The following is a 24,756-nucleotide window of genomic DNA, read 5'->3' as shown; positions in this document are numbered from 1 at the left end:
GTACCGGGTTCAGGGCCTTCATAAAGAATCTTGGCCTTGCCCTCGTAAATACGGCGGCGACGGTTCATGGCTTTTCTCGGATTTCCAAAAATGTGATGATCGGCTTTTGCCGCTATTCTCGCGGGCTACGTATAGCAATTGTGGGCTTTTAACAATCCTGCTTTGTACCCGTTCCCCCGTTTTAAGCGTTTCAGAGCCAGATAAATCAATAAAGTGACTTTTGGCTCTTGTATAATCTTGCGCCCCTTGCCAGCTTTAGGCAAGAGAACGGTTGACGATCTCACATAACTTAAAGTCTTGGGAGTTGTATGAATGGCCACTGGCATGGATGATCGCCGCAACGCATTTGAAAGCAAATTCGCACTGGATGCAGAACTTCGCTTCAAGGCAGAGGCTCGCCGTAACAAGATCCTCGGCCTCTGGGCCGCACAGCTTCTTGGCAAGCACGATGCAGACGCTGATGCCTATGCTCGTGAAGTTGTTGCCGCTGACTTTGAAGAAGCTGGCGATGAAGACGTTTTCCGCAAACTACGCGCCGATTTCGATGCGGCAGATGTGAAGGTAACGGACGAAACCATTCGCGAGAAAATGTTTGCTTTCCTTGAGGAAGCGATCCAGCAGGTTCAGAAAGACTAACTCGTAGTATAAAGGGCGGAAATGCAAAATGCGTTTCCGCCCTTAGTTTTTTGTAATGCAGGGGAATAAGCATGTCTTTGTCTTCGCGTCTTCGTGCCGGAGAAACAGTTCTTTCCGCGTGGTCATCTCTACCGGAAGCGCTGACAGTTGAAGTTCTGGCGCACAGCTCCTTTGAAGCAGTTACGCTTGATATGCAGCATGGCGGCCATGATGAGCAGAGCGTGTTGCGCAGTCTCGGATTGATCCTCAATGCTGGTAAGCCGCCAGTCGTTCGTATTCCGGTTGGTCGCTTCGATATGGCAAGCCGCGCGCTCGATTTTGGCGCGCAGGCCGTGATTGCGCCAATGATCAACTCGGTTGAAGACGCGCGTAAGTTTGCAGCCGCAATGAAGTACCCGCCGATTGGCGAGCGTTCATGGGGTGTTTTCCGCGCCAATGCTGATTACGGAGCGCCGGGCTCGAACGATTATCTCGTAACCGCCAATCAGGACACGCTGGCTTTCGCCATGATCGAAACGCGCGATGCCTATGATGCGCTGGATGCGATTCTTGACGTGCGCGGTATCGATGGCGTTTTCGTAGGTCCTGCCGACTTCTCGATTGCCTGGAGCAATGGCCGTGAAGCCAATCCGGATTCCGAAGCGATCATCGAGCCAGTGAGCATCATCGCTCGTAAGGCCGCAGCTGCTGGAAAATTCGCTGGCATTTATTCGCCGTCAGCAGAGTTCGCACGGCGCTACATCCCGCTTGGCTTCCAGTTCCTGACACTTGGAAACGATAGCGGCTATCTGCGTCTTGGCGCAAAAACTCTCGTTGACGCTGTCCGGGCTTAAATAAATAAGCGGCAGATCATTCAATCTGCCGCTTTCAAAACTGTTCTGAATCTATTTGATCAGAAAATTAGATAACTCTTTGATTCAATGCATTTTTGGCGGCTGAAGATTGGTCATAAATTCAGCAAAAACCATAGAGCCTTCCGGCCACGGACCATGTCCGGATTCCGAGTTGATATGCCCTGCATCGCCTGCATCGATGAGCAGCGCACCCCAGTCCTTCACGATATCTTCTGCGGCTTCAAAGCTTGAGAAGGGATCATTGCGGCTGACGACGGTAATCGTCGGAAATGGCAGGCGCTCACGCGGATAAGGGCCGAATGTCATCAGGTGCTTTGGCCGGATCTTTTCGTTCGATACATCGGGAGGCGCTACAAAGAAAGCACCGGCTACCTTGTGTTGAATTTGCGGAAGAGCGTGAAGCGCAGTTGCAACGCCGAGCGAATGCGCAACAAGCACGATCGGCTTCGTCGTCTCATTGGCTGCTTTGACCAGCTGTGCCACCCAATCGTCTTTGACTGGCTTCGACCATTCGGCCTGTTCGACACGTCGTGCCGTCGAGAGTTTATTCTCCCAGCGCGTCTGCCAATGGTCGGGTCCGGAATTGGTGTAGCCGGGGATGATAAGAATATCTGCGTCTTTGACTTTCATGCCCCCTATTTAGAGCCGTTTCAACGCATCTTCAAGCTCAGCTATAGCGCGTCAAAAAGAACTTAGATGTCGCAAATGATGAACAGCTTGTTCGCTGATCGCTATCTTGTGAAACACTCGCTAAATTGTGATCTTTAGCGGGAAGATAATTACGGAGAGGATTTGACGGCCATGACGATAAGCAGAAGAACGATACTTGGTTCTGCAGGTGCTGCCGTCATGAGCAATATTCTTTCCGCGCGCGCAGAAATGCCGCCGAAGGAGAATGAAATGACTGAAACACTGAAGATGGCCGCTGCTGATAAGGGTGGTTCGACCGCTGCCACTGTAAAGAGCGCTCCTTTGCCTTTTGCTATGACGACACCGGTACGCGTAGCGCGCATTGGCTTAAAGGCGCGCGATGCAGAAACCCTGGCTGAGTATTATCGCGATGTGGTGGGCTTGCGTGAAATGACGCGTCGTGGCGCTTCCATTGTACTGGGTGCGGGCGACCGTGAATTGATGGAAATCGAACAGTTTTCGGCTGCCAAGCCTGATGATCCACGCAGCGCTGGTCTCTACCACACGGCTTTCCTGCTGCCGACTCGTGGCGATCTCGCCCGCTGGTCGCGCCGCGCCATCGACAAGCAGCTGCCTGTTGCCGGTGCGTCTGATCATAATGTCAGCGAGGCAATCTACCTGACTGATCCTGAAGGCAACGGTATCGAGATCTATTCCGACCGTCCACACAATACGTGGCAATGGAATGGTGATCGCGTGAAGATGGGCACCGAGGCGCTCGACGTGAAGAACCTTCTCGACCTTATTGATCGTGAAGGTGGTGAATGGAACGGCGCACCGCAGAACACAGTGGTTGGTCACGTTCACTTGCGCGTTGGCAATGCGAAGGATGCTGAATCCTTCTGGCATCAGCAGCTGGGCTTTGACACTGTTCAGACCTATGGCGACAAGGCCGTGTTTTTGTCCACTGGCGGCTATCACCACCACATTGGTGCCAATGCCTGGCAGAGTTCAGGTGCCGGATTGCGCGATAAGGATCGCACAGGTCTTGCATGGGTCGAAATGGAAGATACGCGTGGCGGTAACAACCACGTCTTTGAAGACCCATGGGGCAATGTGATCAATACGATCAAAAAGAGCGCTTAATCGCAGATGCTAAAAAGCCCCATGTTTACAGAAACATGGGGCTTTTTGCAGATTCAATTTATCAACGTCAAAGATTTTGGTTATGGCGTGCCGAAAATCGTGGCTTTCGAGAACCGGAGCGTAGCGTACTCAAGGTACGTGAGCACCGGAAGCGCAGAAAGATGCGATTTGCAGGCCGCCAGAGCCTAAATCTCAGCCGAAAACACGCTTGAAGATCGTATCAACATGCTTGGTGTGATAGCCAAGATCGAACTTTTCGCGGATTTGTTCTTCGGAAAGTGCTGCACGCACTTCCGCATCACCGAGTAGTTCTTCGAGGAAGTCTGCACCCTGTTCCCAGACCTTCATGGCATTGCGCTGCACGAGGCGATAGGAATCTTCACGCGAAACGCCAGCCTGTGTGAGTGCGAGCAGAACGCGCTGCGAATGCACAAGACCACGGAACTTGTTCATGTTTTTCAGCATGTTTTCCGGGTAGATCACCAGCTTTTCGACAACGCCAGCCAGACGGTTCAGCGCGAAGTCGAGCGTGATGGTGGTGTCTGGGCCAATTGCGCGTTCAACGCTCGAATGCGAAATATCGCGTTCATGCCAGAGGGCAACATTTTCCATTGCAGGCACAACCGACATACGTACCAGACGGGCGAGGCCGGTCAGGTTTTCAGTCAGAACAGGGTTGCGCTTGTGTGGCATCGCCGACGAGCCTTTCTGGCCGGGCGAGAAGAACTCTTCTGCTTCCAGAACTTCCGTGCGCTGCATGTGGCGGATTTCGATGGCTACGTTCTCAATCGACGAAGCGATGACGCCGAGCGTTGCAAAGAACATGGCGTGACGGTCGCGCGGAATAACCTGCGTTGAAACTGGCTCTGCTTCGAGACCGAGCTTTTCGCAGACATATTCTTCAACGCGTGGGTCGATATTGGCGAAGGTGCCAACAGCGCCCGATACGGCACCGGTCGCGATTTCTGCGCGTGCTGCAACGAGACGCGCGCGGTTGCGTTCCATTTCGGCGTAGAAACGGGCGAAAGTCAGACCCATTGTGGTTGGCTCTGCATGGATGCCATGGCTACGGCCGATACGAACGGTATCCTTGTGTTCAAATGCGCGCTTCTTAAGCGCTGCAAGCACACGATCCATGTCTGCGAGAAGCAGATCGGCGGCGCGAACGAGCTGCACATTGAGCGTGGTGTCGAGTACGTCCGACGAGGTCATGCCCTGATGCACGAAGCGGCTGTCTGGGCCGATGAATTCTGCCAGATGCGTCAGGAACGCGATGACGTCATGTTTGGTGACGGCTTCGATTTCGTCGATGCGCGCGACGTCGAACTTGGCGGCATCGCCCTTTTCCCAGATGGTCTTTGCGGCTTCTTTCGGGATTACGCCGAGTTCGGCAAGCGCCTCACATGCATAGGCCTCAATTTCGAACCAGATGCGGAATTTGGTTTCGGGAGACCAGATGGCGACCATTTCTGGTCGGGAATAGCGCGGGATCATGGGCATATCCTGTTTTGGCGGCCCGTCTGCCGGGCTGCAGGTCTTGGGTAAAGGGAATGCGCGGTGTTTAGCAGAGCCTGATGCTCAGCTCAACGCACTCCCCCGGAAAAGTGGCTTCAGTTTATCGTGCAGCTTCGGCTGCTTCGCGAATGGCTTTGATGTTAGCGGCATAGCTCTCAACCGAGTGGCCTTTGTAAACGGCAGAACCCGCAACGAGAATATTTGCACCGGCTGCAACAACCGATCCGGCAGTCTCAGGCGTGATGCCGCCATCCACTTCAATATCGATTGAGCGGTCGCCAATCATCTCACGCACTTGGCTGATCTTGTCGAGCATCGGCGCAATGAACTTCTGGCCGCCGAAACCCGGATTGACCGTCATGACAAGAACGAGATCAACGTCATCAATGACATTGGTCAATGCTTCGACAGGGGTTGCCGGATTGAGCGCCAGACCAGACTTTTTGCCCAAAGCGCGGATGCTCTGGAGCGAGCGGTGCGTATGTGCACCAGCTTCTGCGTGGATTGTAATGAGATCGCAGCCCGCATCCGCAAATGGTTCAAGATATGGATCGCAAGGCGCGATCATCAGATGCGTGTCGAAGAAAGCCTTGGTGCGTGGACGAATTGCTTTCACCACTTGCGGACCGAACGTGATGTTCGGCACGAAATGACCATCCATAACGTCGATGTGAATCCAGTCTGCACCGGCTTCAAGCACGGCATCGACTTCTTCTCCCAGACGCGCAAAGTCGGCCGAAAGGATGGATGGGGCGATAGCGATAGGACGCATAGTTGTCTCCCTTGCAGGATGTTTTCACATCATAAAATAAAAATGCGTCCGGTCAGTTTTGACCGAACGCAGATATTGATTCTCTAGCCCCAACGCTTGTGGAACCACATCCACTGGCCAGGATATTCGCGCACCCATTCCTCAACGGTATCGTTGAGAAGCTGCGCGGTCGCGGCGATATCGATCTCGCCTTTTTCGTCGCGCGGCAGCTCCATGCGCTCTTTCAGCTCAAGCCGGTATCGACCGCCAGGCAGGCGTATGCAGCGCGCCGGATAAACATCGCAATCATACTGTCGCGCGAGCTTTGCGAGCAACGGATTGGTTTTTACAGGGCGCTCAAAGAAGGTTGAGGGAACGCCACGCTGGAACTTCTGGTCAACCAGCATTCCGACATTACCGCCAGCATCCAGAACCCGCGCCAGCGACCAAGCGGCACCGGCCTTTGATGGCACCAGATGACCCATATTGGTTTTGCGCGCTTTGAGAACGGTCTTCGCGATATAGGGATTGTTCGGCGGGCGGAAGAGGGCTGTTACATCGAGGCCGAACGTACCGGCACAGATCGGCAGAAGCTCGAAATTGCCGGTATGCGCGGTGAAGAAGATATGCGGCTTGGTCTCGTTGCGGAGACGCTCGAAAATCGGAATGCCGTCAACTTCGATAAGACCGGGCTCGGTCGCATTGGGATCAAAATCGAATATCGCATCAAGGAAGATGTATTCCGCGAAAAGACGCGCCATCGAATCCCACATTTCGACGGCGATCTTTTCAATTTCAGCATCGCTCTTCTCAGGATAGGCAAGGCGCAGATTGTTGGTTGCAACCTTGTGCCGTGGCGTCAGCGGTCCCACCTTGCGCGCAAACCATGCGGAAAAGCGGATTGCGCTTTTCGCAGGCAGGAGACGGAGAAGTGCGAGCGCGATAAACACAGCCTGCGCCCAAAGCCAGTAGTTGAACTGCTTGAGCTTACGCGACCATTTAAAGAGAAGAAGCTTAATCTTGAACATAAAGGCTTAGTCGATCTGCAACACGATCTTGCCGAACACGTCGCGGCCTTCCATGCGCTTGAGAGCCGTACCGATGTCGTCAAAGCCGACAATGGTGTCGATTACTGGATGAACAACGCCCTGCGCCATTTTCTGCATCGCATCAGCCATGTTTTCCATACGGCAACCAAAGGAGCCGAGGATTTTAAGCTGCTGCTGGAAGAGCTGCATCAGGTTCATGTTGGTTGAAACACCAGAGGTCGAACCACAGGTGACGAGACGTGCGCCGCGCTTCATGCAGAGCATCGAGCCTGCCCATGTATCCGCACCAACGTGTTCGAACACGACATCGACGCCCTTCTTCTTGGTGAGCTTGCGCACAACACCTTCAAAGCGGTCAACGCGGTAGTTGATGACGTGATCGGCACCCAGCGCCTTGGCTTTTTCGATCTTATCGTCAGAGCCAACCGTTGTGATGACTGTACAGCCCATCTTCTTGGCAAGCTGGATCGCAGCCGAACCAATGCCGGAGCCGCCAGCCTGAACCAGAACGGTTTCGCCCGGCTGGAGTTTCGCATTGTCAAACAGCATATGCTCGACCGTACCAAAGGTAACAGGAGCGACAGCTGCGCCGATTGCGTCAACGCCGGGAGGTGCTGGAACCAGCAGACGTGCTGGCAGATTAACGGCTTCACAGGCAAAGCCATCGAGATGGAAGCCATGAACGCCGCCTACGTGTTCACAGAGATTATCGCGACCTTCGCGGCAGGCCTTGCACAGACCACAGGTGCGTGCGCCATAGATCGAAACGAGCTGGCCTGGCAGAACATTGGATACGCCGGGTCCGATTGCATCGACAACGCCGGAAGCTTCCGCGCCGATAACCAGTGGCATCTTACGCTTGGCAAATGCCATGCCGCGCCAGCCCCATACGTCGATATGGTTGAGTGCGACGGCCTTGATACGGACCGTAACTTCGCCATTGCCGGGCGCGGCTGGCGGAGCAATATCGGTCATTTCAAGGCGACGATCGTCGAGAAGCTGTAGGGCGCGCATGAATTTATCCTTTTCAAGACATAATCCCGGGCAGCGTTTCGCTGTCCGGGATTACCGAGAATATATAACTGCAGATCCGATTAATTCGGATTTGCCGTCAAAACAAGGCTCGTGTTCTGTCCACCAAAGCCAAATGAGTTGGAAAGCACGGCAGAAACCTGTCCATCACGCTTAACATTTGGCACGACATCCAGCGGAATTGCCGGATCTGGATTGTCGTAATTGATGGTCGGAGGCAATGTGCCGGTTTCAATCGTCAGCAGCGAGAATACGGCTTCAATCGCACCAGCGGCGGTCAGTGTGTGACCGATCATCGACTTGTTGGACGAAACAGGAATCGAAGAAAGTTGCTCACCAAACACGGTTGAAAGGGCAAGATATTCCATCTTGTCATTTTCAGGTGTCGAAGTGCCGTGAGCATTGACATAGGAAAGCTGATCTTCGGTCAGTCCCGCATCTGCAAGTGCTGCGCGCACTGTGCCGATTGCCGGTGAGGCATCCGGCTTGGAGCGGGTGCGATGGAAATCATCAGCCTTTTCACCGCAACCGGCGAGAATGCCGAGCACTTTTGCACCGCGTGCGATGGCGCTTTCAAGCGATTCCATAACCAGAGCGCCGGAGCCTTCAGCCATGGCAAAGCCGTCGCGATCCTTCGAGAATGGCTTGGATGCCTTTTCCGGCTTGTCATTCTGCGTGGACAGCGCCGATAGCAGCGAGAAACGGATCAGAGCTTCAGCCGAGACCGATCCGTCGGTGCCGATTGAGAGAACACGATCACTTTCGCCGCGACGAATGGCTTCAACGCCAAGCTGAATCGCGGTTGCGCCCGAAGCACATGCGGTCGACAGCGTCACCGGCAGGCCGCGTGTTCCAAAAGCCTCAGACAGACGCTCGGCAATGTAGCCGAACTGCGTCGTATTGAAGAGGGCATCCTGACGGGCACGGCGGCAGGCTTCAAGCAGAAGCTGATAGCTTGCGGGGCCTTCATCCTTGATGCTGGCATCAAGTGCAAAGCGGCTTTTCCAGTCGAGTTCAACCGGAGGAGCTGCGAGGAAAAGCGGTCCGCCAAAATTGGTCACTGAAAGACCGGACTGGGCGAGGGCTTCTTCACCGGCAAGCCGTGCAAGCGCTTCCGAAAGAGGCGATGCACCAACTTCGCTTTCAGGCAGAAAATCAACAGTACCCGCAAAGCGCGTGTTGAGATTATCGGACGGGAAGCGTGTGATTTTATGAATTCCGGAACGCCCACCGGTCAGTGCAGCCCAATTGTCTTCCTTGCCCTGTCCAAGGGAGGAAACAACGCCTGCACCGGTAATTGCAACAATGGGACGGCCGAGATGGTCTGTATATTTGGTCATCTTATGCTCTCACCAGCTTTGCAGCACCTTCGGCGCGTGTTGCGCCAATGGTGGTGACGATGGCTTCACTGACGGCTCCGTCTACGGCCTTCTCAGATGGGCCCGATGGAGCAAAGGCTTCGCCCTTCCAGACCGAAATGGCTGCAAGTGCCAAGGCCAGCGGGAACTGCGCTTCGCGCAGGTGGCCGGTCAGGCTAGCAACGCCGCGATATGCGGCTGAAACGCCTTCAAGAGCTGCTTTTTCAGCGGCCGTTGCTTCATGTGCGCCGGAAGCGCCGGAGACAACATAGCCAGGCTCTGCGCCGCCATTGGCTGCGAACACCAGTTCATGCACGGTTTTGGCAAGATCAGCCGCATCACGGCGGATCTGCGCGCTTTCGATGCTGGCAATCTCTGCATAGGCGCGTGCACCGCGTTTTTGCGCATGGTCTGCGCTTTCGAGCACGAGGAAAACACCGCCAGAGCCGGAAATCATGCCGCCACCGGCGCTGCCTTCACGTTCCCAGAGCGATGCCCAGCCGTCGTGCTTGAGCAAACCGCCAAGCTCGTGACCGAGAATCATGTCGAAATGTTCGGAATTATAAGAGCCGCCGACCAGCGCATGGGTGCTCTGGCCTGAACGAATACGTGCAGCAGCTGTTTCAATCGCCGCGATGCCGGAACCTTCTTCGCCCATGAAGGTACGGGAAGAACCAGTCACCTTATGGACGATGGAAATGTTGCCTGCCAGCAGATTGGAAAGCTGGGCAAGAAACAGGGTAGGGCGCAGCTCCGTCGACAGCTTTTCGTTGAGCATCACACCGCGATTGTTGCTGGTGCGACCTTCTTCGAGGATCTGCATATCGACAGTAATGTCGCGCTCGCCGCCACCGGCACCCACGATCATATCCATGCTTGCGCAAAGCGCTTCGTCGTCCTTGATACCTGCATCGTCAAGCGCCAGGCCTGCCGCATAGGTTCCAAGTCGCTGCCATGTCTCCATCTGGCGCTGGTCGCCACGCTTGGGGATTTGCAAACCCCAGTCGACTTCGCCAAGGGGATGAACTGTGTAAGGCGCAAAGTTTTCTCTTTCGAGGCGAGGTTCAGTACCTGCCTTGGAGAAAGCGTTCCAATGCGCATCCAGTCCTTCGCCTAGCGAGGAGATGATGCCAATGCCGGTTATGACGACTTTATTGCTCTGCATGGTTCGGTCTGCCCGTAAATGCTGTGCTCAAGAATGCTTGCTTGTTCCAGAAACGGAATCAGGGCGAACACGGATGTTCACCCTTCAATACCGTCAGCTTGCGTGGCTGTTCAGCCCTTCTTGGCTGCGACCAGCTCGTCAATCTTGGCGCAGAGGTTCTTCAGAACGAAGTATTCTTCGGTCGGAGCCTTGCCTTCGTTCACTTCCTGCGTCCACTGTTCCAGCGGAATCTTGATGCCGAAAGCTTTGTCGATAGCGAATACGATGTCGAGGAAGTCGAGGCTGTCAATGCCAAGATCGTCGATGGTATGGCTATCCGGCGTGATGGTGTCACGGTCGATTTCGCTGGTTTCGGCGATGATGTCGGCGACTTTGTCAAAAGTAGAGGACAAGTTTCGATTCCTTTATTCTTGGCGATGCCTCAACAGGCATGCGTCTGAGTATCTGCGCGTGTCTAGCGTGTTTCCGGCGATAGGGAAAGTCATATTGCTTTCACAATAGCCAGAGCGTTAATTGCGCATATAAGGTGCCTGCTACGCGAAGCGCAACATAAAGCGAATTACAAAATTTTGAAATATTGTTGGAAAAGAGTTGTTCACGGTTCGCTTCTTACTCGCTTTATGAAGTACCAAAGCCCGACCGCCGTACAGGCAAGCATCACAATCGCGAGCGCATATTGTACCGGTCCATTGCCGGAAGCGATGGCTGCGAGACCTGATGCCGCACTTCCCAGAGTTCCCAGTGCTTCCGGGTGTTTAAGCACAGTCTTAACCGCCGTATCACATTGCTTTGCTTTGGGTGAAGCATTGGCATTCGGTTTTGCAAGTTCTGTCACAGTTGGTGTCGCTGCCAGCATCAATGCGCGTGACCGAACCCGTTCAACCCGGGCCAGCCAGCCCGCACCAAATGTCGAAGCTGTGGACAATCCTTTAAGCCAGGCGGCGCGAGCATCGCAAAGCGCATTGATAACCGCCTCGGGAGAGCGGCCGGAAAGGGCGGAAATCGTTTTGACGCCAATGACCCCATCCTGGGGCATGTTGAGGGTGGCCTGCAATGTTTTGGCAGCTCTTCCGGGGCCGGAGTTCACAGCAAAGTCGAACACAGCATAATCAATACCTGACGGAAGACTGTCACCGTCGATCTTGTTCCAGAATTGCTGTTGGTAGATTTTCGTTGCGGTCGAGCTTGAAAGGCTCTTCACGTCGGCAGCCGAAACTGTATGGCCTTCCCATGCGGAAAGTGTAGACAGAGTAATTCCCATATTCGTGGCGCCGCCGGGATCACGAGGATTGTCAACATAGCCACCTTCTTCACTAAAAATATAGGGTATAACTTTTTGGAAATTTTCCTTCATTGCTAAAATTCCTAATTTATATAATGAAGATAAAGTAAGTATTTTTAATATGGTTAGTTTAAACTATCATGTGACGGAATAATATTTATTTGTTTCTGTATTCCCGAATAAAGTCGGGTCGTAATTTGATCCTGGTGAAGCGGGTATCGATAAGATTATTCTTCAAATAGAGATGTTTAACCCCGAGTGGCGATTGAATTTTTTCAAGGCGTGGATAGCGCCAGCATCTTGAGACGCCCTTGGTATAACGCGCTGTTTTGATGCACTCAGATCAAAATGCATTCCAAGGGGCAGTGTTGCTGCGAATGCCTCTTGCGCAGGCTCGAATGATACGGCTTGATGCGGCTCTCATAAATGCATCAAAACGGGCGAACAAAGTGACATCGGAAATTTTCGGATATGCACCGGACGGGCAGGCGGTTCATCGGCTTACGATCGCAAACGGTCCAATTGAAGCAAAAATCATTACATGGGGCGCATCCATACAGGATCTCCGCATGGAAGGGCATGATGCTCCTTTGGTCATAGGTTATCGTGACTTTGCGGATTACCCGGCGCATTCGCCCCATTTAGGCTCGATTGCCGGCCGTTTTTCCAACCGCATCCGCAATGCGCGCTTTGTGCTCGACGGAAAGGTCTATGAGGTAGAGCCGAATTTTCAGGGAATCCACAATCTGCATGGTGGCAGCAAAGGTCTCGGAAATCGTGTCTGGAAAATCACCGGCTCAGGTGCTGATTTCGTGACACTTGCGACGCTTGCGGCCGATGGCGAGATGGGTTTTCCGGGTAATCTCAACGTGAGCTGCACTTATATGCTCAACGCAAAAGGCACATTGATTGTGCGTTTGGAAGCAGTGACCGATAAGCCAACAGTCTGCAATCTCTTGCATCATAGCTATTTCAACCTCGACGACGGCGGCGAAGGCGATATTCTCGATCACCAGCTCAAGATTGAGGCTGATGCCTATATGCCGGTCGATGAGGCACTGATTCCTGATGGGCGTGTTTTGCCGGTCAAAGGAACGGCTTATGATTTCCGGGATTTCCGCCCTATCCGTTTCGAAGAGGACGGCAAACAGGTCGAGTATGACAGCAATTTCTGCATGACGGCTGCGCGCGGCCCGTTACGGCCATGCGCTTCCGTTAAAGGAGCTCGCTCAGGGATTAGGCTTGATATCGAGACGACAGAACCCGGTGTTCAGTTCTACGCGGGCAATACGATGGCGAATGATTGCATTGGCCTGACCGGAAAGCCTTACGGCAAACATGCAGGTTTTTGCCTTGAGCCGCAGGTCTGGCCCGGTTCTCTCGAATATCCATACGTGCCGCAGGCAATTCTCCGTCCGGGCGAAGTTTACGCCCAGACAAGCCATTTCACTTTTTCGCGGGATTAAATCACGCTGAATAAGCGGCGCGCGCTGTTTCCATGGGAGCAAGCGCGCCGCGGATTTCAACGACCCGAGCCGCAACTGCGTGGGCTTTGTGGGCAGCATCGACAGGTGACAGGCCTTCGAGGCGTGCAGCAAGATAACCGCCGTTAAAGCTGTCGCCAGCGCCCGTCGTATCAACGGCATTGGCTTTCACCGACGGAACAAGCGTTTGTCTGCCATCGGCAATGATGAGCGCAGGTTCGGTGCCGTCTTTGACCACGATTTCCTTCACACCCAATCCGATCAACCGATCAGCGCAGGCTTGAGCGGTTTCGTCGCCAAATAGTGCCTGTTCGTCGGGGAAGGTCGGCAGGGCAATATCCGCGATCTTCATTGCTTCGCTGATGATCTTTTTTGCTTCTTCCCGATCCGGCCAAAGCTGGTGGCGGAAATTGGGGTCGAAAGCAATAAGCGCGCCTTCCGCGCGGCATTCGCGCAGGGTCTCAAAAAGCGTCTCCCGATGTTCTGGAAACACAATTGCTACCGAAATGCCGGAGAAATAAATCATGTCGCGCCCGGCAAGGCTGGCCTTCAGCGCCTGACGGTCGCTTGCAAGGCGCTTTGCAGCGGCATCGCTACGCCAATAGGTAAATGAGCGCTCCGCACCATTGAGCGTGATCGCATAAAGTCCGGGGTGTACGCCCTGAATGACCGGGCTTTGCGCAATGCCAATGCCATTGGAAGCAAGGAATGCCCGTTGCTTCTGCGAGAAATCGTCCTCTCCGAAGGCACTGACATAGTCCACGGGGTATGATTGCTCGGTCAGAGCGCGCATGTACCAGGCCGTATTCAGCGTGTCGCCGGCATATCCCATGCGCCATTGATCGCCATCATTGCCTGAAAGCTCGATCATGCACTCACCGATCGACGCAAAACCACCCATAGTCATCTCCTCATTTCTAACCGGACGTAGGCCTATACCAATTTGCCGTGATGTAAAATCCCGATGTCATCTACCCTTTATCGACTTGCCACATTCCGCGTGTAAGCATCGCGCCAAAAGAGGAATCACTATGCGTTACGCGATTTATTTCACGCCGCCGTCGGGCGATGCGCTCCTTAAAGTGGCTGCAAACTGGCTTGGGCGCAGCGCGTTTAGCGGTGAGGCGGTAAAGGTTCCGGCGATTCGCACTCTCGCCGCAGAAGATGTCGCAGCATTGACCGAAGAGCCGCGTCGTTATGGTTTTCATGGGACGCTGAAAGCGCCTTTCCGGCTGGATGAGGCATATCAGGAGAGCGATCTGCTTTCGGCGCTGATGTATTTTGCGTCATCAAGCGCACCGTTTGTGATCCCACGTTTGAAACTGCAGGGCATTGGCCCGTTCTTCGCACTTGTGCCTGAAGAACCGGTTGCAGAGCTCAATCAACTCGCCAATGACATCGTAGTCTCATTTGATCGTTTTCGTGCGCCTTTGCGTGACGCGGAAATCGCCAAACGCCGTCCAGAGCGTCTGAGCGAAGCGCAGCGGCAGAATCTTGACCGTTGGGGCTACCCATATGTGTTCGACGAGTTCCGCTTTCACATGACGCTCACCGGTCCGGTGGATGAGAAGCAGCGCTCACAGGTGGAGCGCACGCTCGACGATTTTTTTGCACCCGTGCTGGAGGATCAGGTCGAGGTAGCCAATCTGGCTTTGTTCGTTGAACCAGAAAAAGGTGCACCGTTCGAGATTCATTCGCTGCATCCGCTGACGGGTGGTAATAAGGTGTCGAAACGGTCTTCGCGGGCCGTGGGGAGGCCTTGAGGAATGACGACGGAAACAGTTCTTAAAAATGCAAATATCGTGTTGCCTGATGAAGTTATCAGCGGCACCGTTAAAATCGTTGATGGCATTATTGTCGACATCACGTCTGGTTCGTCCGTATCTGGCGAAGATATGGAAGGCGATTATCTGACACCCGGTCTGGTGGAATTGCACACCGACCATTTGGAAGGCCATTACGCACCGCGCCCGAAGGTGCGTTGGAACCCGATTGCAGCAGTTCAGGCCCACGATGCGCAGATTGCGGCTTCCGGTATCACGACCGTGTTCGATGCATTACGGATCGGCTTTGATCAGGAAGCGCAGACGGGTATCGATGATATGCGCAAGCTATCTTCGGCAATTGCTGAAGGTCGGGAAGCGGGGCGCTTGCGTGCGGATCATTTTCTGCATTTGCGTTGCGAGGTTTCAGCGCCTGATTGTTTGAGCGCATTCGAGCGCTTTGGCGTTCACCCGCTGGTCAAGCTTGTGTCGCTGATGGATCATGCACCCGGACAACGCCAGTTCACGGATATCGAGACCTACAAATCTTACTATATGAGCAAGCTCAAGGTCTCGGAAGAAGAGTTCATTCGCTATTGCGAAAAGCGCATGGGGCAATCGCAGCAATATTCGGCATCGACGCGCAAAGCAATTGCCAATGCCTGCACGGAACGTGGCATTGTCCTTGCCAGCCATGACGATGCAACAGTGGATCATGTTGCAGAAGCAACGGAGCAGGGCATTCGCGTGGCCGAGTTTCCGACCACGCACCTGGCCGCAAAGGCATCGAAAGAATCCGGGATGTCTGTTCTGATGGGCGCGCCAAACGTGGTGCGTGGCGGTTCGCATTCCGGCAATGTTTCGGCGCGAGAACTGGCCGAAGCGGGTCATCTCGACATCATTTCTTCGGATTATATTCCGGCAAGCATGATGCAATCGGCGTTTTTCATGGCTGACGTGATGGATGCAATCACGCTCCCACAAGCAATCAAATTCGTTTCAAGCAATCCCGCGAAGGCTGTTGGTCTTCAGGACCGAGGCGAAATTGCTATTGGTAAGCGTGGCGATCTGGTGCGTGTGCAGATTGCCGAGCATGTGCCGATCATCCGTACTGTTTGGCGGGAAGGACGGCGCGTGATCTAGAGCGCATTTCGAAAAGTTCGAAGCGGCTTTCGGAACAAGATGCGCTTAAATACAAATGGGTAGAGCATTTCCAATAGCTCAATCGAAACAGGAAATGCTCTAGAGAGCCGTGCGCCCTGTTGGGCGCACAAAGGTCGCTCTTAAAGCGTCATTCTCATCATATCAAATAGTGGCGTCTGCCAGCGAAAGTATTCCTGTTTCAGCATCTACTGACAGCTTCAACTCTTTATAGCTGTTGATGCTCTTATGCGATGTTTCTGGTGAATGCGGATGTGTGGCAGTCACAACAACGACGCGTGCGCCAGCAGTTTCGCCGGCAACAATGCCCGCAGGCGCATCTTCAAACACAAGACAATTGTGCGGATCGAAGCCAAGCCGCTTTGCGCCCAGCTGGAAGCATTCAGGGCTTGGCTTTCCGCGCTGAACATCTTCCGCGGAGACGATTGTTTTTGGCATTGGAAGGCCAGCAGCCTGAAGACGACGGCGAGCCAGCTCGATTGGCGCAGAGGTTACGATTGCCCAGCGGTCTTCGGGTAGCGAGTTCAGGAAGTCCAGCACGCCTTCAATCGCGACGATACCATCAAGATCTGCCATTTCCGCATCAAGCAGGATTTTAGCTTCCGTATCTGGATCAAGATGCGGCAAGCCGAGCCGACGGACGGTATCGACCGCACGCACGCCATGAATTGTCGGAACAAATGTTACCGGATCAATGCCATGACGGATGGCCCATTGGCCCCAAACGCGCTCGGTTGCAGCAATAGAGCTAAGCACAGTGCCGTCCATATCAAACAGAAAGGCGTCGAACGGCTTATCGAAGGGGGACAGATCGGTCAAAATAAGGTCCTCGGAATTTCATGCCAATTGTGGGCCAAGAATCGGGTGGGTTTGTTCGTCAGAGATCATAATGCGGAAATGCGAGCAAAGTCACAGTATTCGACGGATGAATCGCGTTTGTCATGGCGTGAGTATGAAAAATCAGATGCGCCACCTATATTGAGAGTGCTGGATCTGGCGACAAAACTTGATCATTTGCCATCTTTGTGGCTTTTTGCGCCACCTGACACCACCTCTAAAAGACGAGAACGAATAGCGGCGTGAATCGCATTCTCAGGATTGTTGTTTAAATGACTGAAATAACAGATAAAAATCGCAACTATCCGGACTATCGGTTTTCGGTCGCGCCCATGCTCGACTGGTCGGACAGGCATTGTCGCTATTTTCATCGCCTGTTTTCCAAACATGCGCTGCTTTATACGGAAATGGTTGTGGCTGACGCGGCGATCCACGGCCCGCGCGACCGTCTCATGGGGTTTGACAATACCGAGCATCCTATTGCTTTGCAGCTCGGTGGCTCTGATCCCGTAAAATTGCAGGAAGCGGCACGCATCGGCGAAGGTTTCGGTTACGACGAAATCAATCTGAATGTCGGCTGTCCATCTGATCGCGTTCAATCGGGAACGTTCGGCGCGTGCCTGATGCAGACACCTGATGTCGTTGCGCGTTGCGTTGCGGCGATGAAAGAGGTTGTTTCTGTGCCGGTCACGGTGAAGTGCCGGATTGGCGTTGATGACCAGGATCCAGAAGCTGCACTTGATGCCGTTGCAGATCAGGTGCTTCAAGCGGGCGCAGATGCGCTTTGGGTTCATGCCCGCAAAGCATGGCTGAAAGGCCTGTCACCGAAAGAAAACCGCGATATTCCGCCACTTGATTATGACCGTGTTTATCGCCTCAAGCAGCGCCTCAACACGCCGTTTGTGGGCATCAATGGCGGTATAGGCACGCTGGAAGAGGCTGCTTTGCATCTCAACCATGTAGATGGCGTCATGTTGGGGCGTGCCGCTTATCATAATCCGGCGCTTCTGGCTGACGTTGACCAGCTCATCTATGGTAGCGCCGAAAAGCCGAAAGACATCGCCGATGTTATTGAAGCCATGTGCGAATATGTCGACCGGCATATTGCCGATGGAGGCAGACTTTCGCATATCGGTCGCCATATGGTTGGCCTGTTCATGGGGCAACCCGGTGCACGTCGTTGGCGCCAAATATTATCGACCGATGCGACCAAGCCCGGTGCAAACAGCGATGTGTTGCGTCAGGCTTATGCGTCCGTCATCGAAGCGTGCAACGAAGCAGCCTGATTAGAGCGCTGATTTGATTCATTCAGATCGAAACGCGCTCTAATCCATCATAATCAGCTGGTCGCCGCGAACGCTGAAACCACCAAGGGTCTGAAGGAAGTTCATGCCGAGCAGGCTGCCGGTCATTAAACCTTCCTGTGTCACCATCGCACGAATATTGTGCCGCTGAATGTCGCCGATCTGTAGGGTCGCGATTGTGATGCTGGCTGCAGTCGCTCTGCCGTTAGCCGTATTGATCGGCACATTATAGGCAAGGGACGATGTGTCGATACCTGCTCGCTCGGCATCTTCCTTGGAAAGCACCACTGATGATGCTCCCGTATCGACAAGGAAATGCACGCGGGCATCGTTGACGCGGCCATTGACTTCAAAATGTCCGTTAGCCGATTTTGCCAGTGTGACTGTCAGTGATCCATCAGATGCACGACCAGAAATCGGGCTGCCTGGAATAAGGCCAGCAGTTATGCGACTTCCAACATCCTGAAGCTCATAGCGATATTGATAGGCTGCAACGAGACCGAGAATAATGACAGCCCAAACAGCCATGTTGCGCACGAAATCGGTAAGTTTGATACCGGAGCCGAGCAGACCAGCTGCAAGCACAACGCCCCATATGCCCATATAGGCGGCTTGACCGAAGGCGTCATTGGCAATGCCAAGCGTTGTGCCGCTGTCATTATTGGCCATCAGTAGCAAAATAACGACTGCAATGGCTGCAATCACAATCCAGAACAAACGCCCCATCAGCCTTCCTTCTTTTCCAGTCTTTCATGTCGCGTCGGTAAAAGCGCCATGATTGCTCGCCGTTCGTCTTGGCCCATGGAGGACCACTCGGCAATTTCATCGAGTGTGCGGGCGCAGCCAAGACAGAATCCTGTCCGACTGTCGATTACGCATACCAGAATACATGGCGATTCGATTGTTGCCGTGTTCATGAAATGAATGTGGTTTCCTCAAAGTGCGCTGACAAGGCCAAGCAGCACTGCAGCAACGCCAATCTGTTGAGCGGCACCCAGTGTATCACCTGTTTGCCCGCCAATTTTTGCAGTGCAGAGCTTTGCAAAGCCGAAGATCAATACAATGCTGAAGAGCAGTGCTTTGATAAAACCTGCAAGACCGGCGACCGGAATAGCCGTCACAATAAGGATGCCAAGTCCCAGCGAACAGGCGCAGACGAGGGTTTCCCAGCTTGGTTGCCCAAGGTTATCGGCGAGCCCACCGGGGCGTGCGGATGGCAACCCATACCAGAGCGATAGCATAGCAGCGCGACTTGCAGCTTCTGCACCGATAAGCGCAAGTGCTGCATAGCACGGACCTGCGCGATCAATGATAACGGCCAGCAGTGTCACCTTGAGGCCTGTCCAGATGATGAGTGTCAGTGCCGCAAAGGTCCCGATGCGTGAGTCCTTCATGATGTCGAGGCGACGTTCTGGGTTGGATGAGCCAAAAAAACCGTCCGCTGTATCACCCAGCCCGTCTTCGTGCAGTGCGCCGGTCATGGCGGCCAGTGCGCCAACGGCGATTAGGCCCGAAACAACCGAAGGCAGGCCGAGATGATCTGAAATCAGAAGGGCGATACCTGCCAAAAGGCCAAGAACAGCGCCAGCCAAAGGAAACGCGCGCAAGCTTTTCCGGAGCGAATCGCCCATGCTATCGTCAGTTGTGGTCAGCCAGTTTTGAGGCAATGGCAAACGGCTCAGAAAGCCCAGAGAACGAAATGTGTCTCTTATAAAGCTATTTCGCTGCAACTATTTGCTCCGCTTTAAAACTACAACGTCGACTGGGTCGAATATTTGCGGCCAATAAGGCTTGGCGCAAAGAGGTGATTTGAAAATTTGATTAAGTGCTTATAGGACGAGCAGAACTGTTTTGCATCCTCCATTGATTGATTGGACTAGACGATATGAGCGCCAGTGGCCTTCCTTTTGACGATTTTCGCGAACTCATCCGCAATCTGCCGGGGCCTGATCTTGGTGCCGAAGCAGCTGTACGAGCACGAGACGCCACTCTGACCAAGCCTGCTGGCTCGCTCGGGCAGCTTGAAGAAATTGTTGCTTGGCTGGCTGCATGGACCGGCAAGTCCATACCGCAGATCAATCGTCCGCTTGTCGCAGTTTTTGCTGGTAACCACGGCGTAACTGCCAAGAACATCACGCCATTCCCATCAAGCGTTACTGCGCAGATGGTGGAGAATTTTGCGGCAGGCGGTGCAGCAATCAATCAGATCTGCATTGCACATGATCTTGGCCTGAAGGTTTTCGATCTGGCACTGGAGCATCCGACGGGCGATATCACTGAAGAAGCCGCAATGGACGAACGTACCTGCGCTGCTACCATGGCATTTGGCATGGAAGGCATCGCGGGCGGCACGGATCTTCTTTGCATCGGTGAAATGGGGATCGGCAACACCACGATTGCCGCTGCAATTTCTCTGGCGCTTTTCGGCGGCACTGCTGAGGATTGGGTCGGGCCGGGCACAGGTTCAACTGGTGAGCTTCTGCAACGCAAACTTGCTGCTGTTCGTGCAGCGGTCAATCTTCATCAGGATCACCTCAAAGACCCGCTGGAAGTGCTGCGCCGTCTGGGTGGCCGCGAAATCGCTGCTATGGCAGGCGCAATCCTTGCTGCACGCATGGAGAAAATTCCGGTTATCGTCGATGGTTTTGTCGCAAGTGCCGCAGCAGCAGTACTTTATGCAGCAAATCCAACGGCTGTCGACCATTGCCTGTTCGGCCATGTATCTGCTGAACCGGGCCACAGGCTGCTCCTGGAGAAAATGGGCAAAAAGCCACTTCTCGATCTTGGGATGCGTCTTGGCGAAGGTACTGGTGCTGCATTGGCTGCAGGGATCGTCAAAGCCGCAGCGCTTTGCCATAGTGGAATGGCAACATTTGAACAAGCTGGTGTCACAAGTTCCACAAAATGAACACAAAAAAGCCCGGAGTTTTCCGGGCTTTTTTGTGGCTATAAGCGTTTAATTGCTCTCTTTATCGAGCACCATGTAGTCGAGCGGCAGCTCAGTCGTGTACTTGATTTGCTCCATCGCGAACGACGAAGAGACGTCACGAATTTCGATCTTACCGATCAGACGCTTGTAGAATGCATCATATGCAGCAATGTCCGGTACCGCCACGCGCAGAAGATAATCAACGTCACCGCTCATGCGGTAAAACTCGATAACTTCAGGAAATTCCTGAACCACTTCCGAGAAGCGCTTGAGCCATTCATTGCTGTGCGAGCTGGTGCGGACAGAGACGAAGACCGTTACGCGCGTGTTGACACGCACTGGGTCGAGAATGGCGACACGGCGTTTAATGACGCCATCTTCCTCAAGTTTCTGGATGCGGCGCCAGCAAGGGGTCGTGGATAGGCCAACCTTTTTGGCGACATCAGCGACCGCCAAAGTTGCGTCTTCCTGCAGTAAGCGCAGTATTTTTCTATCGAGCCTGTCCATACGTTTTTAATCCCGGTATTAGAAATCGTTTCCCGAAGTGTCCGGATGAGTGAAACTTCATACCTTATCGTTTGCATTCACCCGAATTTACAGGAAAAAAATTCCATTGAGAACTGAAGTTCTAAAAATTATTTTCCGGGATCAATGAGTTTGCGTATTTTCTGCTGAAGAGCTGGTACGGTTTCCGCATCAAACCACGGATTTCGTCTAAGCCAGCCACTGTTGCGCCACGATGGATGCGGCAGAGGTAAAACCGTTCGACCGTCGGCATTCGGCGTTTCCATGAAGCTGCGCCAATTCTGCACCGTTTCGGTGAGACTGGTTTTGCGCCACCCAGGCAAATGATAGGCAAGGGCGTATTGCCCGACGACGAGAATGAACTCCAGTTGCGGCATGGATGCAAATACGCGGTCATGCCACGTCTGCCGACACTCTCGACGTGGAGGAAGATCTCCGCCATGTTTGTCATAGCCTGGAAAGCAAAAGCCCATTGGTACAATCGCAAAACGTGCGGGATCGTAAAACTCTTCTCGTGTGGTACCGAGCCATTGCCGCAGACGATCACCTGATGGGTCGTTGAAGGGCAGGGAGCTGTTATGCACGCGAATACCCGGCGCCTGCCCGCAAATGGCGATGCGTGCGGTATCCGATATGATGCAGACGGGATTGGGTTCGTGCGGCAAAGGCGGCAGATATTGAGGCGTGTCACGACAAATACGACACGCCTGGATCGAGTGTCTGAGCTCGTCCAGATTTTTCATTATCGCAGTGCCGCTCCGCATCAGAGTGAATTAATAAACGAAAATAGCCGATCTTTGATATAGTTGATGGTGCCGCTGATTACATCGGTTGATGGTGCCTCATGGCCTGTTTCGGGTTCAGCATTCGGCTTTTGGTGTTCTCTGCGCCATTGAAAGGGCATTTCAAAGCTGCCAGCCCATATTCCGCGTTTCTCGCGACGGGCGGAAGCTTCAGCGCTGCGATAGTCGCCATAGGAAACCGCCCAGCCTTGTTCCACCATCCACTGGTTGAGATCCGTATCGCCCAGATAGCAACGTCCGAGATCTCGACCATATTTATCAAAGCCTTCTTTTTCACACCGAATCGCGGCTTTGCCGATTCTGATTTTCAGCGCATCGCGGGCATCTCGACCGCAGGCATAGTCACTGCCTTCGATCCGACAGGTCTGCTCCATCTCAGGTGCGTCGATACCGAGAAGGCGGATATGTACCTTATTCAGTATGACTGTATCGCCATCAATGACATAGACTGATCCTGTCGCAGATTCCCGCGGCTGTCGGTTAACAGGTAGGGAAACAATGACGGCCCCAAGAATTAAAAAGATTAGTAAAGTTAAGAGGATGCCGCCAAATCCTCCACCCTTTTTTTGGCTTCTTGTTTGATATGGCCGCTTATAATAGCGCCGCCTTTTGTTCATTGTTTCATGCCCCCAATCGCGCCCCACACTTAACGCATCTGCAGCTTTTTGCGAAGTTCAGCGTATTTTGGATTGAAGATGCACGGCAACTTATTGGGATCAACTCAGAGCGGCTTTGTGTTGATTCAGCAACAGTCTTTACCATTGCTTTAGTCTAAAAAGACGGGACACACATTTTGCCCATTTCCCGCCACAAAGGCACGTCACCGGATAGGAAAGGCAAAAGCTATTAAACACTTCTGGGAAACTTTGGTTCCCTCAGGACAGGCGAAAAATGAAGCAAGGCGCATTGTTATATAACGATCCGTTTTCGAGCAGTGGAAAGACTGCCTCAGCTTCTTTTTCTTATGCGCACAATAGCCGAGCTTTTTTCCGTCAAAATCGGGTCTCAGTGTTGACGAAAAGACAATGCATTCTGTCGTTTATGTCATCAACTTCCACCCAATGTGAAAGACCAGCGTTGTGATGCGTATCCGCAGTTTTTCATATCCCCTTATCGCTGCGGCACTTGGCTTGGCCATTGTATGCAACAGCGCTTCGGCTTTTGATTTAAACGATGACTCGGAAAAATCACGCAGTCCGTTTGAGCTCTTCAAATTCGGTTTCTCCGCTTACAAAAGCGGCCATAAGGACGAAGCCATCAAAGCTCTTCGTTATGCTGCTGAACGCGGTCATCAGGGCGCTAAGTGGAAACTGGCTCGCATGTATGCCGACGGTGACGGTGTTGCCGAGAATGACTACGAAGCTTACCAGATTTTTGAAAAGATCGTCCGTGACGGTGCAGAACCAGGTTCCGAGAACGAGCCTTATGTTGCTGACGCGCTGGTCGCGCTTGCTGGTTACGTGAAAGTAGGCATCCCGGGTTCCCCGGTGAAGTCCAATCCAAAGTTTGCTCGCGATCTTTATGTGCAGGCAGCGTCGAATTTTGGCGATTCGGCTGCCCAGTATGAGCTCGGCAAGATGCTCCTGGATGGCGAAGGCGGTGAACGCAACTCGGTTCAGGCTGCTGGTTGGTTCCAGTTGGCTGCCAAAAAGGGCAATGCCAGTGCCCAGGCAATGCTTGGAAACATGCTCTTTCAGGCTGGCAAGACCGTTCGTGGTCTGGCTATGCTGACCGCAGCATTTGAACGCTGCCCCACGGAAGATTGCACATGGATCCGCGATATGCAGGAACAGGCATTCTCAATTGCAGGTGAAGCAGATCGCCGTAATGCCATTGCTCTCGCAGGCGACTATGCCGTCAAGGGCGACTACTAATCATGCTTTATTCCTTGAACTGATCCAAGTTTAAGGAATTATGCTCTATAAGTTTGTTTTTACGCGCATCTTGTTCCGATAACCGCTTCGCCCTTTTCGGGATGCACTCTAGCGGTGTGATTACACCGCCAATGTGACTGTGACCGGAACATGGTCGGACGGCTTTTCCCACGCTCTGACGTGCTTCTCTATATCCGCAGCAACAAAATGGTTGGCCGCTTCTGGTGAGAGCATCAGATGGTCGATGCGAATGCCATTATTTTTCTGCCAGGCTCCCGCCTGATAATCCCAGAACGTATAGACGCCATCTTCATCAGTTGAAGCGCGCACAGCTTCCGTGAAACCCAGATTTTCAAGTCGGCGAAACGCCTGACGTGATTGAGGCTGAAACAGCGCATCGCCCAGCCACTGCTGCGGGTTCTTCGCATCGTTTGGCTCGGGAATAACGTTATAGTCCCCGGCAAGCACTAGCGGTTCTTCGAGCTCAAGCCTGTTTTTGGCCCAGGCTTCAAGGCGCTGCATCCACGAAAGCTTGTATGGAAATTTTTCGGTGTCGATCGGATTGCCGTTTGGCAAATAGAGCGAGACCACACGAAGAACGCCCTTATCTGTCGAGAATACCGCCTCGATAAAGCGCGCTTGTTCATCGCTATCGTCG

27 protein-coding genes are annotated in these 24,756 nt (G+C 53.4%); 9 read left to right on the top strand and 18 right to left on the bottom strand.

Going from position 1 to position 24,756, the window contains the following annotated elements; all coding sequences use genetic code 11:
* Window positions 1–312 precede the first annotated feature (312 nt).
* Window positions 313–636 carry a DUF1476 domain-containing protein gene (locus RT142_RS02530; RefSeq protein ID WP_007874628.1) on the top strand — a complete coding sequence of 108 codons (324 nt, stop codon included), beginning with the start codon at window positions 313–315 and terminating at the stop codon, window positions 634–636.
* A gap of 65 nt (window positions 637–701) precedes the next feature.
* Window positions 702–1,469 (top strand): HpcH/HpaI aldolase family protein, encoded by a 768-nt coding sequence (locus tag RT142_RS02525; protein ID WP_200635756.1) that lies wholly within the window; start codon window positions 702–704, stop codon window positions 1,467–1,469.
* A gap of 84 nt (window positions 1,470–1,553) precedes the next feature.
* Here RT142_RS02525 and RT142_RS02520 read toward each other — a convergent pair whose 3' ends face one another.
* Complete coding sequence (locus RT142_RS02520) at window positions 1,554–2,120, bottom strand: alpha/beta hydrolase (protein WP_007874630.1); 567 nt, start codon at window positions 2,118–2,120, stop codon at window positions 1,554–1,556.
* Between the two features lie 288 nt (window positions 2,121–2,408).
* Here RT142_RS02520 and RT142_RS02515 point away from each other — a divergent pair, with 288 nt between their 5' ends.
* Window positions 2,409–3,266, top strand: a complete 858-nt coding sequence (locus RT142_RS02515) for a VOC family protein (RefSeq protein ID WP_231194111.1) — start codon at window positions 2,409–2,411, stop codon at window positions 3,264–3,266.
* A gap of 192 nt (window positions 3,267–3,458) precedes the next feature.
* On the opposite strand, the gene purB is transcribed toward RT142_RS02515, so the two are convergent.
* From purB to RT142_RS02475, 8 genes are all read right to left on the bottom strand, one after another.
* Window positions 3,459–4,760 carry an adenylosuccinate lyase gene (purB, locus tag RT142_RS02510; RefSeq protein WP_007874633.1) on the bottom strand — a complete coding sequence of 434 codons (1,302 nt, stop codon included), beginning with the start codon at window positions 4,758–4,760 and terminating at the stop codon, window positions 3,459–3,461.
* Window positions 4,761–4,881: 121 nt separating this feature from the next.
* Window positions 4,882–5,553 carry a ribulose-phosphate 3-epimerase gene (rpe, locus tag RT142_RS02505; protein ID WP_313027055.1) on the bottom strand — a complete coding sequence of 224 codons (672 nt, stop codon included), beginning with the start codon at window positions 5,551–5,553 and terminating at the stop codon, window positions 4,882–4,884.
* Window positions 5,554–5,636: 83 nt separating this feature from the next.
* Window positions 5,637–6,560: a lipid A biosynthesis lauroyl acyltransferase gene (locus tag RT142_RS02500; RefSeq protein WP_200635292.1), complete on the bottom strand. Its 924-nt coding sequence runs from the start codon at window positions 6,558–6,560 to the stop codon at window positions 5,637–5,639.
* Between the two features lie 6 nt (window positions 6,561–6,566).
* Complete coding sequence (locus RT142_RS02495; RefSeq protein ID WP_079211781.1) at window positions 6,567–7,595, bottom strand: zinc-binding dehydrogenase; 1,029 nt, start codon at window positions 7,593–7,595, stop codon at window positions 6,567–6,569.
* Between the two features lie 80 nt (window positions 7,596–7,675).
* Entirely contained in the window at window positions 7,676–8,953 is a 1,278-nt protein-coding gene (locus tag RT142_RS02490) for a beta-ketoacyl-ACP synthase (RefSeq protein ID WP_113498613.1), read from the bottom strand.
* 1 nt (window position 8,954) lies between these two features.
* The gene (locus RT142_RS02485) at window positions 8,955–10,136 is read right to left on the bottom strand and encodes a beta-ketoacyl-ACP synthase (protein ID WP_313027049.1); all 1,182 of its coding nucleotides are present in this window, start codon (window positions 10,134–10,136) and stop codon (window positions 8,955–8,957) included.
* Window positions 10,137–10,246: 110 nt separating this feature from the next.
* Window positions 10,247–10,528: an acyl carrier protein gene (locus RT142_RS02480; RefSeq protein WP_007874646.1), complete on the bottom strand. Its 282-nt coding sequence runs from the start codon at window positions 10,526–10,528 to the stop codon at window positions 10,247–10,249.
* Between the two features lie 203 nt (window positions 10,529–10,731).
* Window positions 10,732–11,490, bottom strand: coding sequence for a glycoside hydrolase family 108 protein (locus RT142_RS02475; protein ID WP_231193953.1), 759 nt, complete (start codon window positions 11,488–11,490; stop codon window positions 10,732–10,734).
* A gap of 377 nt (window positions 11,491–11,867) precedes the next feature.
* Between RT142_RS02475 and RT142_RS02470 the strand changes: the two genes are divergently transcribed.
* Window positions 11,868–12,884, top strand: coding sequence for an aldose epimerase family protein (locus RT142_RS02470; RefSeq protein WP_112805172.1), 1,017 nt, complete (start codon window positions 11,868–11,870; stop codon window positions 12,882–12,884).
* Window position 12,885: 1 nt separating this feature from the next.
* On the opposite strand, the gene RT142_RS02465 is transcribed toward RT142_RS02470, so the two are convergent.
* Window positions 12,886–13,803 (bottom strand): sugar kinase, encoded by a 918-nt coding sequence (locus RT142_RS02465; RefSeq protein WP_079211783.1) that lies wholly within the window; start codon window positions 13,801–13,803, stop codon window positions 12,886–12,888.
* A 130-nt stretch (window positions 13,804–13,933) separates the two neighbouring features.
* On the opposite strand from RT142_RS02465, the gene RT142_RS02460 reads away from it, so the two are divergent.
* Window positions 13,934–14,665: a DUF1045 domain-containing protein gene (locus RT142_RS02460; protein WP_064320499.1), complete on the top strand. Its 732-nt coding sequence runs from the start codon at window positions 13,934–13,936 to the stop codon at window positions 14,663–14,665.
* Between the two features lie 3 nt (window positions 14,666–14,668).
* Entirely contained in the window at window positions 14,669–15,808 is a 1,140-nt protein-coding gene (locus RT142_RS02455; protein ID WP_007874651.1) for an alpha-D-ribose 1-methylphosphonate 5-triphosphate diphosphatase, read from the top strand.
* Between the two features lie 162 nt (window positions 15,809–15,970).
* On the opposite strand, the gene RT142_RS02450 is transcribed toward RT142_RS02455, so the two are convergent.
* Window positions 15,971–16,645: an HAD family hydrolase gene (locus RT142_RS02450; RefSeq protein WP_007874652.1), complete on the bottom strand. Its 675-nt coding sequence runs from the start codon at window positions 16,643–16,645 to the stop codon at window positions 15,971–15,973.
* 290 nt (window positions 16,646–16,935) lie between these two features.
* Here RT142_RS02450 and dusA point away from each other — a divergent pair, with 290 nt between their 5' ends.
* Window positions 16,936–17,949 carry a tRNA dihydrouridine(20/20a) synthase DusA gene (gene dusA / locus RT142_RS02445; RefSeq protein ID WP_064320501.1) on the top strand — a complete coding sequence of 338 codons (1,014 nt, stop codon included), beginning with the start codon at window positions 16,936–16,938 and terminating at the stop codon, window positions 17,947–17,949.
* 39 nt (window positions 17,950–17,988) lie between these two features.
* Here the strand turns inward: dusA and RT142_RS02440 are convergent, their stop codons facing one another.
* Genes RT142_RS02440 through RT142_RS02430 form a run of 3 tightly spaced genes read right to left on the bottom strand, consistent with a single transcriptional unit; the run spans window position 17,989 to window position 19,697 of the window.
* Window positions 17,989–18,693: a TIGR02281 family clan AA aspartic protease gene (locus tag RT142_RS02440; protein WP_079211785.1), complete on the bottom strand. Its 705-nt coding sequence runs from the start codon at window positions 18,691–18,693 to the stop codon at window positions 17,989–17,991.
* Entirely contained in the window at window positions 18,693–18,884 is a 192-nt protein-coding gene (locus RT142_RS02435; RefSeq protein ID WP_079211786.1) for a DUF1289 domain-containing protein, read from the bottom strand. Before RT142_RS02435 ends, RT142_RS02440 begins: the two co-directional genes overlap by 1 nt.
* 18 nt (window positions 18,885–18,902) lie before the next feature.
* Window positions 18,903–19,697: an adenosylcobinamide-GDP ribazoletransferase gene (locus RT142_RS02430; protein WP_313027040.1), complete on the bottom strand. Its 795-nt coding sequence runs from the start codon at window positions 19,695–19,697 to the stop codon at window positions 18,903–18,905.
* A gap of 155 nt (window positions 19,698–19,852) precedes the next feature.
* Here RT142_RS02430 and cobT point away from each other — a divergent pair, with 155 nt between their 5' ends.
* The gene (gene cobT / locus RT142_RS02425; RefSeq protein ID WP_007874662.1) at window positions 19,853–20,875 is read left to right on the top strand and encodes a nicotinate-nucleotide--dimethylbenzimidazole phosphoribosyltransferase; all 1,023 of its coding nucleotides are present in this window, start codon (window positions 19,853–19,855) and stop codon (window positions 20,873–20,875) included.
* 48 nt (window positions 20,876–20,923) lie between these two features.
* Here the strand turns inward: cobT and RT142_RS02420 are convergent, their stop codons facing one another.
* The 3 genes from RT142_RS02420 to RT142_RS02410 form a co-directional block, all read right to left on the bottom strand.
* Window positions 20,924–21,403: an Lrp/AsnC family transcriptional regulator gene (locus tag RT142_RS02420; protein WP_007874663.1), complete on the bottom strand. Its 480-nt coding sequence runs from the start codon at window positions 21,401–21,403 to the stop codon at window positions 20,924–20,926.
* Window positions 21,404–21,531: 128 nt separating this feature from the next.
* Window positions 21,532–22,164 (bottom strand): uracil-DNA glycosylase family protein, encoded by a 633-nt coding sequence (locus RT142_RS02415; protein WP_313027035.1) that lies wholly within the window; start codon window positions 22,162–22,164, stop codon window positions 21,532–21,534.
* 20 nt (window positions 22,165–22,184) lie between these two features.
* Window positions 22,185–22,841, bottom strand: a complete 657-nt coding sequence (locus RT142_RS02410; protein WP_313027033.1) for a thermonuclease family protein — start codon at window positions 22,839–22,841, stop codon at window positions 22,185–22,187.
* Between the two features lie 465 nt (window positions 22,842–23,306).
* Between RT142_RS02410 and RT142_RS02405 the strand changes: the two genes are divergently transcribed.
* Complete coding sequence (locus RT142_RS02405; protein ID WP_007874666.1) at window positions 23,307–24,098, top strand: tetratricopeptide repeat protein; 792 nt, start codon at window positions 23,307–23,309, stop codon at window positions 24,096–24,098.
* Window positions 24,099–24,218: 120 nt separating this feature from the next.
* On the opposite strand, the gene RT142_RS02400 is transcribed toward RT142_RS02405, so the two are convergent.
* Window positions 24,219–24,756 (bottom strand): exodeoxyribonuclease III (locus tag RT142_RS02400; RefSeq protein WP_313027030.1); only part of this gene is annotated, 538 nt, incomplete at its 5' end.

Source organism: Brucella sp., assembly GCF_032066345.1.
GTDB lineage: Bacteria > Pseudomonadota > Alphaproteobacteria > Rhizobiales > Rhizobiaceae > Brucella > Brucella pseudogrignonensis.
This window is presented reverse-complemented; position numbering and strand designations above follow the sequence as displayed.

What these genes read in the sequence shown, in the direction of transcription:
- RT142_RS02530 (WP_007874628.1), top strand. Translation starts at nt 313, where the DNA reads ATGGCCACTGGCATGGATGATCGCCGCAACGCATTTGAAAGCAAATTC.
- RT142_RS02520 (WP_007874630.1), bottom strand. Translation starts at nt 2,120, where the DNA reads ATGAAAGTCAAAGACGCAGATATTCTTATCATCCCCGGCTACACCAAT.
- RT142_RS02515 (WP_231194111.1), top strand. Translation starts at nt 2,409, where the DNA reads ATGGCCGCTGCTGATAAGGGTGGTTCGACCGCTGCCACTGTAAAGAGC.
- purB (WP_007874633.1), bottom strand. Translation starts at nt 4,760, where the DNA reads ATGATCCCGCGCTATTCCCGACCAGAAATGGTCGCCATCTGGTCTCCC.
- rpe (WP_313027055.1), bottom strand. Translation starts at nt 5,553, where the DNA reads ATGCGTCCTATCGCTATCGCCCCATCCATCCTTTCGGCCGACTTTGCG.
- RT142_RS02500 (WP_200635292.1), bottom strand. Translation starts at nt 6,560, where the DNA reads ATGTTCAAGATTAAGCTTCTTCTCTTTAAATGGTCGCGTAAGCTCAAG.
- RT142_RS02495 (WP_079211781.1), bottom strand. Translation starts at nt 7,595, where the DNA reads ATGCGCGCCCTACAGCTTCTCGACGATCGTCGCCTTGAAATGACCGAT.
- RT142_RS02490 (WP_113498613.1), bottom strand. Translation starts at nt 8,953, where the DNA reads ATGACCAAATATACAGACCATCTCGGCCGTCCCATTGTTGCAATTACC.
- RT142_RS02485 (WP_313027049.1), bottom strand. Translation starts at nt 10,136, where the DNA reads ATGCAGAGCAATAAAGTCGTCATAACCGGCATTGGCATCATCTCCTCG.
- RT142_RS02475 (WP_231193953.1), bottom strand. Translation starts at nt 11,490, where the DNA reads ATGAAGGAAAATTTCCAAAAAGTTATACCCTATATTTTTAGTGAAGAA.
- RT142_RS02465 (WP_079211783.1), bottom strand. Translation starts at nt 13,803, where the DNA reads ATGGGTGGTTTTGCGTCGATCGGTGAGTGCATGATCGAGCTTTCAGGC.
- RT142_RS02460 (WP_064320499.1), top strand. Translation starts at nt 13,934, where the DNA reads ATGCGTTACGCGATTTATTTCACGCCGCCGTCGGGCGATGCGCTCCTT.
- RT142_RS02455 (WP_007874651.1), top strand. Translation starts at nt 14,669, where the DNA reads ATGACGACGGAAACAGTTCTTAAAAATGCAAATATCGTGTTGCCTGAT.
- dusA (WP_064320501.1), top strand. Translation starts at nt 16,936, where the DNA reads ATGACTGAAATAACAGATAAAAATCGCAACTATCCGGACTATCGGTTT.
- RT142_RS02440 (WP_079211785.1), bottom strand. Translation starts at nt 18,693, where the DNA reads ATGGGGCGTTTGTTCTGGATTGTGATTGCAGCCATTGCAGTCGTTATT.
- RT142_RS02435 (WP_079211786.1), bottom strand. Translation starts at nt 18,884, where the DNA reads ATGAACACGGCAACAATCGAATCGCCATGTATTCTGGTATGCGTAATC.
- cobT (WP_007874662.1), top strand. Translation starts at nt 19,853, where the DNA reads ATGAGCGCCAGTGGCCTTCCTTTTGACGATTTTCGCGAACTCATCCGC.
- RT142_RS02420 (WP_007874663.1), bottom strand. Translation starts at nt 21,403, where the DNA reads ATGGACAGGCTCGATAGAAAAATACTGCGCTTACTGCAGGAAGACGCA.
- RT142_RS02415 (WP_313027035.1), bottom strand. Translation starts at nt 22,164, where the DNA reads ATGAAAAATCTGGACGAGCTCAGACACTCGATCCAGGCGTGTCGTATT.
- RT142_RS02410 (WP_313027033.1), bottom strand. Translation starts at nt 22,841, where the DNA reads ATGAACAAAAGGCGGCGCTATTATAAGCGGCCATATCAAACAAGAAGC.
- RT142_RS02405 (WP_007874666.1), top strand. Translation starts at nt 23,307, where the DNA reads ATGCGTATCCGCAGTTTTTCATATCCCCTTATCGCTGCGGCACTTGGC.